Source organism: Microbacterium oxydans, from assembly GCF_000956405.1.
GTDB classification, from domain to species: Bacteria; Actinomycetota; Actinomycetes; order Actinomycetales; family Microbacteriaceae; genus Microbacterium; species Microbacterium oxydans_C.
In genome coordinates this window covers 446,025-462,503 of record NZ_JYIV01000030.1, presented here as the reverse complement: position 1 = coordinate 462,503, position 16,479 = coordinate 446,025, and the positions used below count along the sequence as shown (strand labels likewise).

At 67.0% G+C, this 16,479-nt stretch carries 15 protein-coding genes; 11 read left to right on the top strand and 4 right to left on the bottom strand.

Annotated features, from left to right (window positions below; genetic code table 11):
- Positions 1-23: 23 nt before the first annotated feature.
- The 7 genes from polA (at position 24) to RN51_RS17580 (ending at position 9,508) form a co-directional block, all read left to right on the top strand.
- The gene (gene polA, locus RN51_RS17610) at positions 24-2,657 is read left to right on the top strand and encodes a DNA polymerase I (RefSeq protein ID WP_045265309.1); all 2,634 of its coding nucleotides are present in this window, start codon (positions 24-26) and stop codon (positions 2,655-2,657) included.
- Positions 2,658-2,698: 41 nt separating this feature from the next.
- Positions 2,699-4,375: a DUF885 domain-containing protein gene (locus tag RN51_RS17605; RefSeq protein WP_045265308.1), complete on the top strand. Its 1,677-nt coding sequence runs from the start codon at positions 2,699-2,701 to the stop codon at positions 4,373-4,375.
- 54 nt (positions 4,376-4,429) lie between these two features.
- Positions 4,430-5,464 (top strand): LLM class flavin-dependent oxidoreductase, encoded by a 1,035-nt coding sequence (locus RN51_RS17600; RefSeq protein ID WP_045265307.1) that lies wholly within the window; start codon positions 4,430-4,432, stop codon positions 5,462-5,464.
- Positions 5,465-5,511: 47 nt separating this feature from the next.
- Entirely contained in the window at positions 5,512-6,864 is a 1,353-nt protein-coding gene (locus tag RN51_RS17595; RefSeq protein WP_045265306.1) for an MFS transporter, read from the top strand.
- Between the two features lie 60 nt (positions 6,865-6,924).
- The gene (locus RN51_RS17590) at positions 6,925-7,680 is read left to right on the top strand and encodes an SGNH/GDSL hydrolase family protein (protein ID WP_197073284.1); all 756 of its coding nucleotides are present in this window, start codon (positions 6,925-6,927) and stop codon (positions 7,678-7,680) included.
- Positions 7,681-7,711: 31 nt separating this feature from the next.
- Positions 7,712-8,614 (top strand): formylglycine-generating enzyme family protein, encoded by a 903-nt coding sequence (locus tag RN51_RS17585; RefSeq protein ID WP_045265304.1) that lies wholly within the window; start codon positions 7,712-7,714, stop codon positions 8,612-8,614.
- A gap of 81 nt (positions 8,615-8,695) precedes the next feature.
- Positions 8,696-9,508, top strand: a complete 813-nt coding sequence (locus RN51_RS17580; protein WP_045265303.1) for an arginase family protein — start codon at positions 8,696-8,698, stop codon at positions 9,506-9,508.
- Positions 9,509-9,536: 28 nt separating this feature from the next.
- Here RN51_RS17580 and RN51_RS17575 read toward each other — a convergent pair whose 3' ends face one another.
- A complete protein-coding gene (locus tag RN51_RS17575; RefSeq protein ID WP_045265302.1) occupies positions 9,537-10,862 on the bottom strand; it encodes an MFS transporter in 1,326 nt (441 codons plus the stop codon).
- 51 nt (positions 10,863-10,913) lie between these two features.
- Between RN51_RS17575 and RN51_RS17570 the strand changes: the two genes are divergently transcribed.
- The 3 genes from RN51_RS17570 to RN51_RS17560 are packed head-to-tail and all read left to right on the top strand — an operon-like array spanning position 10,914 to position 12,383.
- Entirely contained in the window at positions 10,914-11,282 is a 369-nt protein-coding gene (locus RN51_RS17570) for a VOC family protein (RefSeq protein WP_045265301.1), read from the top strand.
- A gap of 48 nt (positions 11,283-11,330) precedes the next feature.
- Positions 11,331-11,786 carry a GNAT family N-acetyltransferase gene (locus tag RN51_RS18090; RefSeq protein WP_052674770.1) on the top strand — a complete coding sequence of 152 codons (456 nt, stop codon included), beginning with the start codon at positions 11,331-11,333 and terminating at the stop codon, positions 11,784-11,786.
- A gap of 48 nt (positions 11,787-11,834) precedes the next feature.
- Positions 11,835-12,383 (top strand): GNAT family N-acetyltransferase, encoded by a 549-nt coding sequence (locus tag RN51_RS17560; protein WP_197073283.1) that lies wholly within the window; start codon positions 11,835-11,837, stop codon positions 12,381-12,383.
- On the opposite strand, the gene RN51_RS17555 is transcribed toward RN51_RS17560, so the two are convergent.
- Positions 12,346-12,894 carry an AAA family ATPase gene (locus RN51_RS17555; protein WP_045265299.1) on the bottom strand — a complete coding sequence of 183 codons (549 nt, stop codon included), beginning with the start codon at positions 12,892-12,894 and terminating at the stop codon, positions 12,346-12,348. The two genes, RN51_RS17560 and RN51_RS17555, sit on opposite strands and share 38 nt — an antisense overlap.
- A gap of 97 nt (positions 12,895-12,991) precedes the next feature.
- On the opposite strand from RN51_RS17555, the gene RN51_RS18880 reads away from it, so the two are divergent.
- Positions 12,992-13,531, top strand: a complete 540-nt coding sequence (locus tag RN51_RS18880) for an MOSC domain-containing protein (protein WP_045265298.1) — start codon at positions 12,992-12,994, stop codon at positions 13,529-13,531.
- A 105-nt stretch (positions 13,532-13,636) separates the two neighbouring features.
- Here RN51_RS18880 and RN51_RS18085 read toward each other — a convergent pair whose 3' ends face one another.
- A complete protein-coding gene (locus tag RN51_RS18085) occupies positions 13,637-14,071 on the bottom strand; it encodes an NUDIX domain-containing protein (RefSeq protein WP_052674769.1) in 435 nt (144 codons plus the stop codon).
- Positions 14,072-14,111: 40 nt separating this feature from the next.
- A complete protein-coding gene (locus RN51_RS17540) occupies positions 14,112-16,469 on the bottom strand; it encodes an ATP-binding cassette domain-containing protein (protein WP_045265297.1) in 2,358 nt (785 codons plus the stop codon).
- Positions 16,470-16,479 lie beyond the last annotated feature (10 nt).

Sequence of the window (16,479 nt, the reverse complement as noted above, 5' to 3'; positions counted from 1 at the left end):
GTCGTCCTCGTTAGGCTGACAGGGTGACGGACTCCGCAAAGCCTACCCTCATGGTCGTCGACGGCCACTCGCTCGCCTACCGTGCCTTCTTCGCCCTCCCGGTCGACAACTTCACGACCAAGGACAAGCAGCACACGAACGGCATCTACGGGTTCCTGTCGATGCTGGTCAACCTCATCAAGGCGGAGCAGCCGACGCATCTCGCGATCGCCTTCGACACCTCGCGGCATTCGTTCCGCACCGATGAGTACCCCGAGTACAAGGCGACGCGTTCTGAGTCGCCTCAGGAGTTCAAGGGGCAGATCCCGCTGCTGCAGGACTGCCTCGCCGCCATGTCCATCCCGGTCCTGACGAAAGAGGGGATCGAGGCCGACGACATCCTCGCGACCCTCGCGTCCCAGGGTGCCGAGCAGGGCTACGAGGTGCTCGTCGTCTCGGGAGACCGCGACACCATCCAGCTCGTCAACGACGACGTCACGCTGCTGTACCCGTCGGTTCAGGGGGTCTCTCAGCTCAAGCGATACGACCCGGCGACCGTTCAGGAGCGCTACGGTGTGCGGCCGGAGCAGTACCCGGACATCGCCGCGCTCGTGGGCGAGACCAGCGACAATCTGCCGGGTGTGCCGAAGGTCGGCGAGAAGACCGCGGTCAAGTGGCTCACGCAGTTCGGCTCGCTCGATGAGCTGATCGCCCGGGCCGACGAGATCAAGGGTGTGGTCGGAGGCAACCTCCGCGATCACATCGACGACGTCCGTCGCAACCGCAAGCTCAACCGTCTCCTCACCGACGTCGAGCTTCCGGTCGGGCCCGCAGACCTCGCCGTCGCGCCGATCGACGCGCAGGCCGTGCGCGACATCTTCGCCCGCCTCGAGTTCCGCACCCTGCTGCCGCGCGTGTTCGAGGCCGTCGGAGCAGGCGACGTCGCCGACGACCCTGCTTCGGTCGTGGTCCTGCCCGTGCCCGTGGAGGTGACTCCGGCCGATCTGGCGAGTTGGGCTGCGGCGCAGGAAGGCGGGGTCGCGCTCCGCGTCACGACCCAGGGCGGTGTGCCGGCACGTGTCGGTGCCGCCACGCTCACTGAGCTCCGCGAAGCCGATTGGGCGGATGAGGCCGCGGATGCGCTCCGCGGATGGCTGGAGTCAGACGCGCCGAAGGTGCTCCACGACGCGAAGCCGCAGGTGAAAGCGCTGATCCGCCAGGGCATCCGTCTCCGCGGGCTCGCGTACGACACGAGCCTCGCGGGCTGGCTGCTGCGGCCGAGCTTCCCCGACAAGACCCTCTCCGACCTCGTCGAGCGCTACCTGGGGGAGAAGCTGCCGGAGGCTGATCCTTCCCAGCTCGTCCCCGAGACGGAGGGCGCGACGCCGTCGCAGGAGGCGTGGTTCGCTCTTCGTGTGGCGGATGCTCTCCGCGAAGACATCCCGGAGTCGGTCGCGAAGGTCCTCGACGACATCGAGCTGCCCACCCTGCTCACCCTCGCCGACATGGAGGTTTCGGGCGTCGCAGTGTCGCACGACGTGCTGTCCACCTTCTCCGGTGAGCTCGCAGCCCGTGCGGAAGGTCTCGCGCAGGAGGCGTTCTCCGTCGTGGGACGCGAATTCAACCTCGGCTCGCCCAAGCAGCTGCAGGAGGTTCTGTTCGAAGACCTGCAGCTGCCGAAGACGCGCAAGACCAAGACCGGATACTCGACGGACGCTGCGGTGCTCGCCGACCTGCAGGAGAGCAACCCTCATCCTTTCCTGAGTCTGCTGCTGCAGCACCGCGAGGCCACGAAGCTGCGCCAGATCATCGAGTCGCTCGACTCGGCGATCGGCGACGACCACCGCGTGCACACCACCTACGTGCAGACCGGGAGCCAGACAGGGCGGCTCTCGAGCACCGACCCGAACCTGCAGAACATCCCGGTGCGCACCGAGGAGTCGCGCCGCATCCGCAGCGCGTTCCAGGTCGGCGAGGGATATGAGGCGCTGCTCACCGCTGACTACTCGCAGATCGAGATGCGCATCATGGCGCACCTGTCGGGCGACGAGGGGCTGATCGAGGCGTTCAACAGCGGGGAAGACCTGCACCGATTCGTCGGAGCGCGCGTGTTCGGTGTCGAGCCGAGCGACGTCACGGCGGCGATGCGCACCAAGGTCAAGGCCATGTCCTACGGCCTCGTCTACGGGCTCTCCGCGTTCGGCCTGTCCAAGCAGCTGCGCATCGAACAGTCTGAGGCCAAGCAGCTCATGGTGGAGTACTTCGCGCGATTCGGCGCGGTGCGTGACTATCTGCGGGCGTCGGTGATGAAGGCGAAGGAGGACGGCTACACGGAGACGATCTTCGGCCGTCGTCGCCCGTTCCCCGACCTTGCGAGCCCGAACCGCGTGCTGCGTGAGAACGCGGAGCGCGCCGCCCTCAACGCGCCGATCCAGGGCAGCGCGGCCGACATCATGAAGATCGCGCTGCTGCACATCCACGACGACCTCCGCTCCGAGAACCTCTCCTCGCGGGTGCTACTGCAGATCCACGACGAACTCGTGGTCGAGGTCGCGCCAGGCGAGTGGGACGCCACGGAGCGGATCGTCCGCGCGCGGATGGGCGATGCTGCCGAGCTGTCCGTGCCGCTCGACGTGCAGGTCGGCCGCGGACGCGACTGGAACGAAGCCGCGCACTGACGTCCGGCGGCCGGAGGGGGCCGGGGATTAGGCTGAAAGGTATGACTTCAGCTCCTCGCACCCCTTCTGCCATCGACGCTGTCGCCGATGAATGGGTCGACACGATCGCGGTACTGGCTCCCACTCTCGGCACGTACATCGGCCGCGACGAGGTGAACGACCGCTTCGGCGACTTGAGCCCGCAAGGGCATGAGGAGATCGCCGCCGCGACCCGTGCGACACTCGACCGGCTCTCGGCGCTCGAGCCCGTCGACGCGATCGACGAGGTGACGAAGACCGACCTCAGCGCCGAGCTCCGCCTCGATCTCGAACTCCACGATGCCAAGTGGCACCTGCGCGACCTCAACGTCATCGCCTCGGCCGCGCAGGACGTGCGCTCCGCGTTTGATCTGATGCCCACCGCGACCGTGCAGGACTGGGACGTGATCGCGACCCGTCTCGCGGCCGTTCCGGATGCGCTCCGCGGATATGTCGAGACGCTCCGGACCGGCATCGCCGAAGGAGTGACGCCGGCGCGTCGTCAGGTCGTCGAGGTCGCGACGCAGATCGACCGCTACACCGCCGACGATGGGTTCTTCGCCGCATTCGTCGCGGAGGCCGACCCGGCGGAGGGTCAGCTGCCTGCCTCGCTCGCGCGCACGCTCGCCGACAACTCGGCGGCTGCACGCGTCGCCTACGACGAGCTCCGTCGCTTCCTCGCTGAGGAGCTCGCTCCTGCGGCGGGGGAGGTCGACGCCGTCGGGCGCGAGCTGTACGCCCTCAACTCCCGGCGCTTCCTCGGCGCGACGATCGACCTCGACGAGACGTACGAGTGGGGTCGCGAAGAGCTCGCGCGCATGGTGGCGGAGCAGACGGCCATCGCGAACGAGATCCTGCCTGGCGCCTCGGTCGAGGAAGCCGTCGCTCACCTCGAGGCCGACCCGGCACGCAAGCTCGTCGGCACGGACGCGCTGCAGAAGTGGATGCAGGAGACGAGTGACAGGGCAGTCGCTGAACTGGGGGCCTCGCACTTCGACATCCCCGAGGCGATCCGCACGCTCGAGTGCATGATCGCCCCCACCCAGGAGGGTGGCATCTACTACACCGGACCGACGGACGACTTCTCGCGCCCCGGTCGCATGTGGTGGTCGGTTCCCGAGGGAGTCACCGAGTTCGACACCTGGCGCGAGCTCACCACGGTGTTCCACGAGGGCGTCCCCGGGCATCACCTGCAGATCGCGCAGGCCGTGTACAACCGCGCCGAGCTCAACTCCTGGCGTCGTCTGCTCGCGGGCACGTCCGGCCATGCGGAAGGCTGGGCGCTCTACGCCGAACGTCTGATGGAGCAGCTCGGCTACCTCGACGACCCCGCCGATCGTCTCGGCATGCTCGACGGTCAGCGCATGCGCGCGGCCAGGGTGGTGCTCGACATCGGCGTGCACCTGGGCAAACCGCGTCTCGACGGCGAGGGTGTGTGGGACGCGGACTACGCGCTCGACTTCATGCGCCGGAACGTGAACATGTCGGACCAGTTCGTGCAGTTCGAGGTGAACCGCTACCTGGGGTGGCCGGGACAGGCGCCGTCGTACAAGGTCGGCCAGCGCATCTGGGAGCAGGTCCGCGATGGTGTCCGTGCGGCGGAAGGCGATGCGTTCTCGTTCAAGGACTTCCACAAGCGGGCGCTCGACATGGGCGGCGTCGGCCTCGATACTCTCCGCAGCGCTCTGCTCCCGCGCTGACGGGAATGCGACCGGCCGAGCTCGTGTTCATTCATCTGAATAGGAAGGGATGACATGGGCATCGAATTCGGACTGGACACGTTCGGCGACATCACGCGAGACGCGGACGGGGAGCTCCTCACGGGAGCGCAGACAATCCGCAACATCGTGGAGCAGGCGGAGCTCGCGGACTCCGTGGGCGTGGACTTCTTCGGAGTGGGGGAGCACCACCGCACGGAGTTCGCGGTGTCGGCCCCGGAGATGGTGCTGGCGGCCATCGCGGCGCGCACCGAGCACATCCGGCTGGGCACCGCGGTGACCGTGCTGTCCTCCGATGACCCTGTGCGCGTTTTCGAACGCTTCTCGACGTTGGATGCGCTGTCGAACGGCCGGGCCGAGGTGGTGCTCGGGCGCGGCTCCTTCATCGAGTCCTTCCCCCTGTTCGGCTATGACCTGCGCGACTATGACGCACTCTTCGAGCAGAAGCTCGAGCTGTTCGTCGAGCTCCTGAAGGAAGAGCCCGTGACCTGGTCGGGAACGATGCGGCCCTCGCTGGAGAATGCGAACGTGTTCCCGAAGACCGAGAAGGGTCTGCGCACCTGGGTCGGCGTGGGCGGAAGCCCGGAGTCGGTGGTCCGCGTCGCTCGCCATGGTCTCGGACTCATGCTGGCGATCATCGGGGGCCCGGCGGTGCGGTTCAAGCCGTTCGTCGACCTGTACCACCGCTCGGTGGCGTCGTTCGGCACCACGTCGCATCCGGTCTCGGTGCACTCGCCCGGTCATATCGCCGAGACTGACGCGGAAGCCTGGGATGCCGCGTACTCCGGATTCGAGGCGATGAACAACACCATCGGCCGTGAGCGTGGATGGCCGGCCTACAGTCGCGCGCGCTTCCAGAATGACGTCGGACCGGAGGGGGCGATCTACTCGGGGTCGCCGGATCGGGTCGCCGCGAAGATCGCCGACACCATCACGACCTTGGGTCTCGGCCGCTTCGACCTCAAGTACGCCACGGGCACCCTGTCGCATGAGTCGATGATGCGCAGCATCGAGCTGTACGGCACCGAGGTCATCCCGCGCGTGAAGCGGATCCTCGCCGCGCAGGACTGACGTCATCGGGCGCGGGGCGTCGGGCGCTCGGCTCTACGATGAGGAGCATGGCCAACACCGCCTTGCCGAGCCGCTCATCGTTGGCTGAGCGCCTGGATGTCCTGCCGTTCACGCGCCGACACTTCCGCTTGCTCACCGGCTCCGGGCTCGGGTGGGCGTTGGACGCGATGGATGTCGGTCTCATCTCCTTCATCCTCGCGGCCCTGACGCAGCAGTGGGGGCTGTCCAAAGGGGAGGCCGGCTGGATCGCCTCGGTCGGCTTCATCGGCATGGCGATCGGCGCGACCCTCGGCGGTCTCCTGGCGGACCGCTACGGACGGCGGCAGGTGTTCGCCCTCACCCTGCTCGTCTACGGCCTCGCCACCGGCGCCAGCGCACTCGTCGGCGGCCTCGCGGCGCTCTTGGTCCTCCGATTTCTGGTCGGCCTCGGGCTCGGTGCCGAACTTCCGGTGGCATCGACCTATGTGAGCGAGTTCGCACCCGCCCGGATCCGAGGCCGTCTCATCGTCGTGCTGGAGGCGTTCTGGGCACTCGGGTGGACGGCAGCCGCTCTCATCGGGTTCCTGGTCATCCCCGCCTCCGACGACGGCTGGCGCTGGGCATTCGCCCTCGGAGCCATCCCTGCCGTGTACGCGCTCTTCGTGCGGTGGCGGATGCCCGAGTCGCCTCGCTGGCTCGCATCGCGCGGACGGATCGCGGAAGCAGACCGCATCGTCTCGGCTTTCGAGGCGGAGGCGCGGGTGGAGACGGCTCCCGCCATTCGGAAGGAACCGGCGTCGCAGGCGATCGCCGTCACCGCACGCGCACGGCTGGCGACGCTCTGGAGCCGTGAGTTCCGGCTGCGCACGCTGTGTCTCTGGCTGGTGTGGCTCGGTGTGAACTTCGCCTACTACGGGGCGTTCATCTGGATCCCGAGCATCCTCGTCGATGCCGGTTTCGATCTGGTGCGCTCCTTCGGCTTCACGCTCATCATCACACTGGCTCAGCTCCCCGGATACGCTGTTGCCGCGTGGCTCATCGAGGTCTGGGGCCGTCGGCTGACGCTCTCCGTCTTCCTTCTCGGCTCGGCGGTCTCGGCTGTGGTCTTCGGCACTGCGACGACGGAGGGGGCCATCATCGCCGCCGGCATGGCGCTGTCGTTCTTCAACCTCGGTGCCTGGGGAGCCCTGTACGCGGTGACTCCGGAGATCTATCCGACCTCGTTGCGGGGCACCGGCGCGGGTTGGGCCGCTGGAGTGGGGCGCATCGCGTCGATCATCGCACCGCTCTCCGTCCCGGTCCTCCTGATCGCGGGTGGTGCGCCGCTGCTGTTCGCGGTGTTCGGAATGTGTTTCCTCGGCGCTGCCGCTGCGGCCTGGGGACTCGCCGATCGCGGCGGCCAGGCTCTCGACGACCGCTGACGCGCGGCGACCCGACGCTTTCCGGCGCCGTGCGTCGTCACCCCGCAATAGGCTGGGACGATGGCAGATGTGCGCTTCGTAGCGATCGGCGACTCGTTCACAGAGGGTGTCGGTGACGTGCTCCCGGATGGACGAGAGCGCGGCTGGGCCGACCTGGCGGCTCAGGGGTGGGCCGACGCAGCCGGGCACCCCATCCAGTACGCGAATCTCGCGATCAGGGGCAAGCTCGCCTGGCCCATCGTCGAAGAGCAGCTCGAACCTGCACTCGCCCTGCGTCCCACGCATCTCTCGTTCAACGGTGGCGGCAACGACATGCTGCGCCCGCGTACCGACGTCGAGCACATCGCCGATGCCTTCAGCCGCGTGCTGCGCAGATGCGACGAGGAGGGGGTGACGATGATCCTGCTCTCCGGAGCGAACCCGAGTGGTCAGCTCCCGATGGGCTCCCTCGTGCAGCGACGGGGTGATCTGCTGTCCGAAGCCGTGCTGCGGCGCATCGAAGACCGTCCCGATGTGATCCGGGCGCTCAACTGGCCCGACCGTGAGCTCTCCCGCGGCGCCTATTGGGCCGAGGACAGGCTGCACATGAATGCGTCGGGTCATCACCGTGTGGCCGCCCGGGTGCTGCACGCACTCGGCTTCGAGCCCCCGGAGACGTGGTGGGCTCCGAGCGATCGACTCGGCACTGAGCCCTCGGGGCTGGCGTACTACCGCGAGTTCGTCGGACCGTGGGTACGACGTCGGGTGACCCGGACCTCGTCCGGAGACGGCCGGACAGCCAAGTACCCGTCATGGGTCGAGCGGGTCCCCTCATGAGCACCACCTCCTTCGACGGCGCCTGATCCCGGTGAGTGACTTCGAGCTCGCGGCCATCAGCGCCGGAACGGTGACGCTGCACGACGCACGCAGGCAGGAGAGGCGAGAGGTCGCCCTCGAACCGTTCGAGATCGGCGTGTTCCCGGTGACGGAGGAACAACTTGCCGAGGTGCTGGGCGTTCCTGCGCGGCACCCTCGCCGCCCCGCCGCGGATCTCAGCTGGTTGCGAGCGGTGCATTTCTGCAATGCCGCGTCGGAGTGGGAGGGGCTGGAGCGGAGCTACTCGTTCGACGGCGAGGTCGTCACGTGGGATACGACGGCGGACGGATACCGACTGCCCACGGAGGCGGAGTGGGAGTTCGCCTGTCGTGCCGGCTCGACAGGCCCTCACTACGCGCCGCTCGCCGACGCGGCGTGGACAGCGGCGGACGGAGTCTCCTCGTTCGACGGCGAGGTCGTCACGTGGGATACGACGGCGGACGGATACCGACTGCCCACGGAGGCGGAGTGGGAGTTCGCCTGTCGTGCCGGCTCGACAGGCCCTCACTACGCGCCGCTCGCCGACGCGGCGTGGACAGCGGCGGACGGAGTCTCCTCGCCACAGGACGTCGGCGGCAAGCTCCCGAACCTCAACGGCCTCTTCGATACGCTCGGCAATGTCTGGGAATGGTGCTGGGACCTGCTCGACCCCGCCCGCTACGACGACTACCGTGTGTTCCGCGGAGGCGGTTTCGCCGACGATGCCTGGAGCGTGCGGGCATCCGTGCGCCGTGGGGGAGCCCCGCGCATGCACCACCAGGACGTGGGGTTGAGGCTCGCTCGAGGTGCCTTCGACACCCCGGGACGCGCGCAGGGCTGGTCGGAGCGAGCGGATCGAGAGCGTGCTGTCCAGGACGGACCTCTGCCATCGGGATGGACCCCGCGCCGCGGCTGACTCAGACGAATTCTCCGTGCCGGCTCTCCGGGAGATCGGCGCATTTGTCCCTCTGGCCGTGCGGATGCCAGGCTGAAGGACATGTCATCCTCCTATTCGCTCATCGTCTCTCAGGGCCGGGTGGCCGACCGCACCGACGGCGCCTTGGTCGGCGCACGCCGAGTGGGCGAGGCCGTGTCGTCCCTGCTGTCGATCGAGGCACAGACCATCGGCACGCCGACCCCGAGTGTTGTCGACGACTGGACGAAGGCGTTGCCGGAGGCGGAGCAGACGCTTCAGGGGATCCGGGCTGCGTTGCAGGACGCCCTTGCCGCGGGGACGACACCCCTGCTGATCACCAACACCTGCGCCGTCAGCCTCGGGACTCTTCCCACGGTTGCCGAGCATCATCCGGGGGCGGTGCTGCTGTGGATCGACGCGCACGGCGACTTCAACACCCCAGACACCACGGAGTCCGGTTATCTCGGTGGCATGGTGCTCGCCGCGGCGTGCGGGCTCTGGGACAGCGGCCACGGTGCAGGCATCGACCCGAAGCAGGTGATCGTCGTCGGCGGGCGGGACATCGACCCCGCTGAGGGCGACCTGCTCGCGGAGGCGGGTGTCACCGTGCTCCCGCCGGCGGAGAGCACACCTGAGCGCATCGTGGACATCGTGGCTGGACGCCCGGTGTGGATTCACGTCGACTGGGACGTGCTCGAGCCCGGATACATCCCCGCGGCGTATCGCATCGGGGGAGGCCTTCTGCCGCATCAGATCGCCGGGATCTTTGCCGCACTGCCCCAAGGTTCTGTGCGTGGCGTCGAACTCGCGGAGTTCGAGGCAGGCGACGCCGATGTGCCCGAGCACCTCAGCGTGGAGCTCGTGCTCGAGACACTGCAGCACCTGCTGCGCTGAACCGCGGACGCTGCCCGGGGGACTGCCGTCAGCGGCGACGTTCCGGGTCGAGCCCCATGCGGATGCGTGTCCGCTTGCGCTCGACGAGGATGAAGATCGTGCCGATGATCCAGAGCGGAATCGGCATGAGGAATGCGATGCGGAACGCTTCCAGCGAGTAGGTCTCCGGCGTGCCGGCGCCCTGCAGATCGAGGGCGAGGCCGATGAGGAAGATTGCGATGAGCGCGGCGATGAACCCTCCGGCGTTCGTGACGCCCGTGGCAGTGCTGAGGCGGTGGGAGGGGTTGTGCGTTCTGGCGTGGTCGAATGCGATCATCGATGCGGGGCCTCCGGTGGCGAGAGCGATCGCCAGCACATAGAGGAGCCAGAGCGGTGCGGCCTCGGGGACGGCGATGACAGAGATCCACGCTGCCATCTGAACTCCGACGGCCGGGAGCACGAGTGCGAGGGACCGGTGGTTCGGCATCCGGCGGGAGAGGTCCCCGATGATGGGGCCAAAGAACATTCCTGCAACGACATATACGGAGATGATGCCGGCCGCGTGCGCGGTGTCTAACCCCTCGGCCGCTGTGAGGAAGGGCATGCCCCAGAGCAGCACGAATGCGGTTCCCGCGAACGGTGTGGTGAAGTGCGACCAGAAGGCGAGGCGAGTCCCTGGATGCGCCCAGGCCGCACGTATGCCGACACCGGTATCTATCGCGGAGGTGACCACACGGACGACACCTGTGTCGGTGTTCACTGTGACGTCGGCCCCGCGCTCGATCGGGTGATTCCGGATGACGAGTGCCACGAGGATCGTGAACAGCACGCCGAGTCCTGCGATGCTGCCGAAGGTGATCGTCCAGGTGGTGGCATGCAGGAGGGCGGCGACGGGGACCAGGGCGATGAGCTGCCCTGCCTGACCGATGATGCCCGTGAACTGCACCATCAGAGGTCCGCGTTGGGCTGGGAACCACGTGGCCACGAGGCGCAGCACGGCGGGGAAGATGGCGGCATCTCCTGCACCGAGCAGTACGCGTGCGAAGATCGCGATGCCGATGCTGGGGGAGAGGGCCATCGTCAGCTGGCCAGCGGCCATGAGCAGCATCCCGATCGTCATGATCGGCCGCGATCCGAAACGGTCGAGGAGGATTCCCACGGGGATCTGCATTCCGCCGTAGACCGCGAGCTGGACGACGGCGAACAGGGCCAGCGTCGAGGCGTCGGCGTGGAAACGATCGGCTGCCTGGACGCCGACGGCTCCGAGAGAGGTGCGGTTCGTGATGGCGAGCACATAGGCCGCGACGCCGACCGACCAGATGATCCAGGCCCGCCATCCCGGTGTCGAGACGGGGGAGTGGGAGACCTGCGGCACCCCTCAACGCTACTCCTCCGCGATGTCGGAGGTGGGAGCTATCCTGACGCCATGACCAGCACACCTCTGCATCACTCACTCGACTACGTCGAACTCGTCGTCACCGACCTCGACGCCTCGAAGCGCTTCTTCGCCGAGGCGTTCGGCTGGAGCTTCAACGACTATGGCCCCGGCTATGCGGGGATCGTGTCTCCTCGCAGTGACGGGAACGAAGCCGGGGGTCTGCTGCTCGCCGACGAGGCGCGTCCCGCTGGTGGCCCGCTGGTGCTGCTCTACTCCGACGAACTCGACGCCACGAAGGATGCCATCGTGGCGGCCGGGGGCACAATCCTCCAGGAGCCGTATGAGTTCCCCGGCGGGCGCCGGCTGCACTTCGCGGATCCGTCTGGCACTCAACTCGGGGTGTGGTCCGCGCACTAGCGCCCGGTTCGCGGCGACGGACCTTTCGAGCGTGCGACGATTGCCCGTATGACGGACATCATCGCGGGAACAGCCGAGGACATCGCGAGATGTGTCGACCTCTGGGTGCAGGCGCTTCGACACCGCGATGGAGAGCTCGACGCGGACGCAGTCGCCTCCCGCATGCGCACGCTGTTCGATGGGCCGCTCATCCGGTTCGCGCTGGCAGGGGAGCCCCTTGCAGGCTTCGCGCTGACGGCACCCAAGTCCGGTGATGAGACTGCGGCAGTGCTGGAGCGAATCGCGGTGATCCCTGCGTCTTCCGGCAAGGGGATCGGAAGAGCTCTGCTCAAGGACGCGATGTTGGCGTCGAAGGACGCCGGGTACTCCACGGTCGAGCTCGCTGTGCGGCGAGGAAACCCCGCCATCCGGCTCTATGAACAGCAGGGATTCCGGCCGATGTCCGGTCCGGTGCCTCATCCGCTCGGCGGCGAGCCCATGATCACGTTCAGCGTCGGCCTCTGAGGGGAGCGGCGGGTGATGGCGGAATCGACAGAGTTGACCGTCCCACGGATGTCTGCTCATGGCATCGTCCTTCGTCCGTTCGCGGCCGGTGATGCCGATGCGGTGCGGGAGGCGTCATCGGATCCGGCGATCACGGATGTCACGACCGTTCCCGCCGCGGCCGATCACGGACTCGCCGAGGACTGGCTGATGCGTCAGCACGAACGTGCCGCTACCGGCGTCGGGTACTCCTTCGCGATCGAGGTCGGCGGAGAATGCGTGGGGCAGATCGGGCTGTGGCTTCGAGAGCGGGACCAGGGTCGGGCGACCATCGGCTACTGGATCAGACGGTCGCGCCGCCGCCGCGGGCACGCGCTGAGCGCGCTGCAGACCATCACGGAGTGGGCATGGAGTGTGCCGGAGATACACCGGCTGCAGCTGCACATCGATCCGGTCAACGTTGGCTCGCTTCGGACGGCGGAACGGGCGGGATACACGGGGGAAGGGCTGCTTCGCTCCTGGCAGAGGATCGTCCACGAGCGCAGGGATATGTTCGTGTACAGCCGTCTTCGCAGCGAGCCTATGACGGCCCAGGGGAGGGGAGTGCCGGGCCCCTGAGATCCTCCACGATGATCGATACCAGCTCATCGGTACCGATCTCGGGGCCGATCCGTCGTTCATCGAACCAGGGGAGTGGCTGCCACCCATCGTGCCATTCGCGGAGCTTGTCCTCCCCGAATTCCTTGGCGAGTTGCCGGCCCGCGTGGCGGCGGATCGTCTCCTCGAGGCCGACATCGAACTGGTAGATGCGTGTGGACCCGAGGTGGTCGCGGTACAACCGTTCGAACGCTTCCGAGTAGTCGCGCAGATTGAACACGCCGTCGAGGATCACGTCATACCCGAGGTCGAGCGCCTGGCGGGCGGTGGTGATGATGAGGACGCTGGCGTCGCGGGAGAGCTTTCGCCGATCCGGCTCATGGAGGAGCTCGCGGCGGAAGTGATCCTGAGAGATCAGCGCGGTGCGCGCGCCCAGCGCTGTGCGCAACGATGTTGCCGTGGTCGTCTTCCCCGATGCCGCATCGCCGCGAAGGATGACGAGACGGGTGGAGCCGCTGCCTGTGAGAGCCATCGGGCCATTCTCGCAACGTTCCCAGGCCTGACGGACGTCAGGTGAGCTGGAACGGCAGGCCGAGGGTTGTCCTGGTCGTCCGTGGAACAATGAGGACATGCTCGCTCGGGTCGTCGCGGTTCATTCCAGTGCATCTCACACATTCAGCAAGGAGGCGCGGGAATCCATCTCTCTCCTCGAGGGTCTGGGCGTCGACGGCGATGCGCACTGTGGAGCGACTGTCAAGCACCGATCGCGGGTGGCTGCCGATCCGTCGCAACCGAATCTCCGGCAGGTGCACCTGATCCACAGCGAGCTCTTCGAGACACTGAAGGAGAGTGGCCATCTCGTGGCTCCAGGGGACCTCGGCGAGAACATCACGACGCGAGGCATCGATCTGCTCGCGCTGCCTGTCGGAGCACGACTGCGAATCGGAGAGGCTGTGGTCACGATCACCGGGCTTCGTAATCCGTGCCAGCAGATCAACGGATTCCAGTCCGGGCTGCTCAAGCAGGTGGTGCGGAACGCCGGTGACGGCAAGGTCGTCCGCCTCGCCGGCGTGATGGGCATCGTGTCGCGGGGTGGGCGCGTGGCTGCGGGAGATCCGATCGATGTCACGTTCCCGCCGTACCCGCATCTCCCGCTCACGCGAGTCTGAGGGGGACAGGGCTGTTTTCCGCTAGCTGACATAATGTGCATTATCGGATAATACTCTGAGCTCGAGAGTGGTGCGAGGTAGTGCGTCTCTGCGTCTGAGCGATCCTCATGCTCCGGGGGTTGCGGCACGGGCAGCGATGTCGCGAATCCATCCGTTCGCCGCTGACGGGTACAGCGGTGCAGACACATCGTCGTCGCGGAACGGTCGCCACAGGATCGGCACGATTGATCCGTCGGACTCCGTGAGCGTGCCGCCCTCCAGTGCAGGCTCTGGGTGCAGTCTGCCGGCGTACAGTGCCACGATCTCATGACCGAGCTCGCCGTCGTACCCAAAGATGCTCTCGACCACGCCCAGGAATGTCAGGTCGACCACGTCTGCCTGGAGCTCTTCTCGGACTTCGCGGAGTATTGCCTGCTCATGGGTTTCGCCGAGCTCGACACCGCCGCCGATCAGCCGGTGAAAGCCCAGCGGGTTCTCTACCGTCGCATCGTGCTGGCTCACAAGGTGCCGAGCGCCGTCGCTGTGGGTGGCCACAAGCATGGCTTTGACGCGAATGTGAGAGCGGTCGACTGGCATGTCCCTACGCTCCGACGTAAGCGGCGAGGTGCTCCCCCGTCAGCGTGGATTTTTGGGATACCAAATCTGCTGGTGTTCCCTCGAACACGATCTTGCCGCCGTCATGGCCGGCGCCGGGCCCGATGTCGATGATCCAGTCCGCATGGGCCATCACCGCCTGATGGTGTTCGATGACGATCACCGTCTTCCCGGCGTCGACGAGCCGATCGAGCAGCCCGAGGATCTTGTCGACATCGGCGAGGTGCAGGCCCGTCGTGGGCTCGTCGAGCACGTAGACGTCGCCCTTCTCCCCCATCTGGATCGCGAGCTTGATCCGCTGTCGCTCACCGCCCGACAGCGTCGACAGCGGCTGCCCGAGCGACAGGTAGCCGAGGCCCACGTCCTCCATTCGGCCGAGGATCGCGGAAGCTGCCGGAAGCTTCGCCTCACCCTCGCCGAAGAACACCCGCGCTTCCGACACAGGCAGATCGAGTACCTCGGTGATGTCCTTGCCGGCGAGCTTGTACTCGAGAACAGCTGCCTGGAACCGCTTGCCGCCGCAGTCCTCGCAGGGCGTCTCGATCGTGTCCATGAAGCCGAGCTCGGTGATGATCACCCCGGCGCCCTTGCACGACGGGCAGGCGCCTTCTGAGTTCGCGCTGAACAGAGCCGGTTTCACGCCGTTGGCCTTGGCGAACGCCTTGCGGATCGGCTCCAGGAGGCCTGTGTACGTCGCGGGGTTGCTTCGTCGCGAGCCCTTGATCGCGGCCTGATCGATCGCCACGACACCGTCGCGCTTCGAGACCGACCCGTGGATGAGGGAACTCTTGCCCGAGCCCGCGACGCCCGTGATAACGGTGAGCACGCCCGTCGGGATGTCGACCTCGACATCGTGCAGGTTGTTGACCGTCGCGCCTCTGACTTCGATCGCGCCGGTGCCGGTGCGTACCGATTCCTTCAACTGCGCCCGGTCCTCGAGGTGATCGCCGGTCTTGGTGCCACTGGCCTTGAGACCCTCGACCGTTCCCTCGTAGCAGATCTGTCCGCCGGCGCTGCCCGCACCGGGCCCCAGGTCGACGACATGGTCGCCGATCATGATGGTCTCGGGCTTGTGCTCGACCACGAGCACCGTGTTCCCCTTGTCGCGCAGCTGCAGCAGGAGCCCGTTCATGCGCTGAATATCGTGCGGATGCAACCCGATGGTCGGCTCGTCGAATACGTAGGTGATATCCGTGAGCGAGGACCCGAGGTGGCGAAGCATCTTGATGCGCTGGGCCTCTCCCCCGGACAGCGTCCCGGACGGCCGTTCGAGGCTGAGGTAGCCGAGCCCGAGAGTGACGAAGGCGTCGAGATTCGCACTGAGCGCCTGGAGCAGTGGGCCCGCGCCGGGAAGGTTGAGGCCCCTGACCCAGTCCGCGAGGTCGGTCACCTGCATGCGGCAGGCATCGGCGATGCTCACCCCCTCGATCTTCGACGACCGTGCGCCCTCGGTGAGTCGCGTGCCGTCGCACTCCGGGCACACCGCGAAAGTGGCGACGCGTTCGACGAAGGCACGGATGTGGGGCTGCAACGCATCGAGGTCCTTCGACAGCATCGACTTGGTGATCTTCGGGATCAGGCCCTCGTAGGTCATGTTGATCCCGGAGATCTTGACCTTCGTCACCTCTCCGTAGAGGAAGAGCTGACGCTGCTTGTCGGTGAACTGCGAGATCGGCTTGTCGGCAGGATAGAACCCCGACTGGGAGAAGCCCTTCACCATCCAGCCGTCCGCCGTGTAGCCGGGAACCATGATGGCCCCTTCGTCGAGCGAGCGCGACTCGTCGACGATCTGGGCGAGATCGAGGTCGGACACCGCTCCCCTGCCTTCGCAACGAGGGCACATGCCACCGAGATAGATCGCGTCCTTGACGATCTTCTTCTCGCCGCCAGGGCCCGTCATCACCCCGCTGGCTCTCTGCGTCGGGATGTTGAACGAGAAGGCGGTGGGTCCGCCGATGTACGGCTGTCCGAGCTTGCTGAACAGGATTCGCAGCATCGCGTTGGCGTCGGTCACCGTGCCGACGGTCGAACGCGGGTTCGCGCCGAGCCGCTCCTGGTCGACGATGATCGCGGTGGTCAGGCCCTCGAGGACATCGACATCGGGCCTCGGCACCGACGGCATGAAGCCCTGCACGAACGCGCTGTAGGTCTCATCGATCATGCGGCGCGACTCGGCGGCGATCGTATCGAAGACCAGAGAGCTCTTGCCCGACCCGGACACTCCCGTGAAGACGGTCAATCGACGCTTCGGGATGTCGACGCTGACCTCTTTGAGGTTGTTCTCGCGCGCGCCCTGGACGCGGATGAGGTCGTGGGTGTCGGCAGGGTGCGCTTCGGTGCTCATCGGCGTCCTT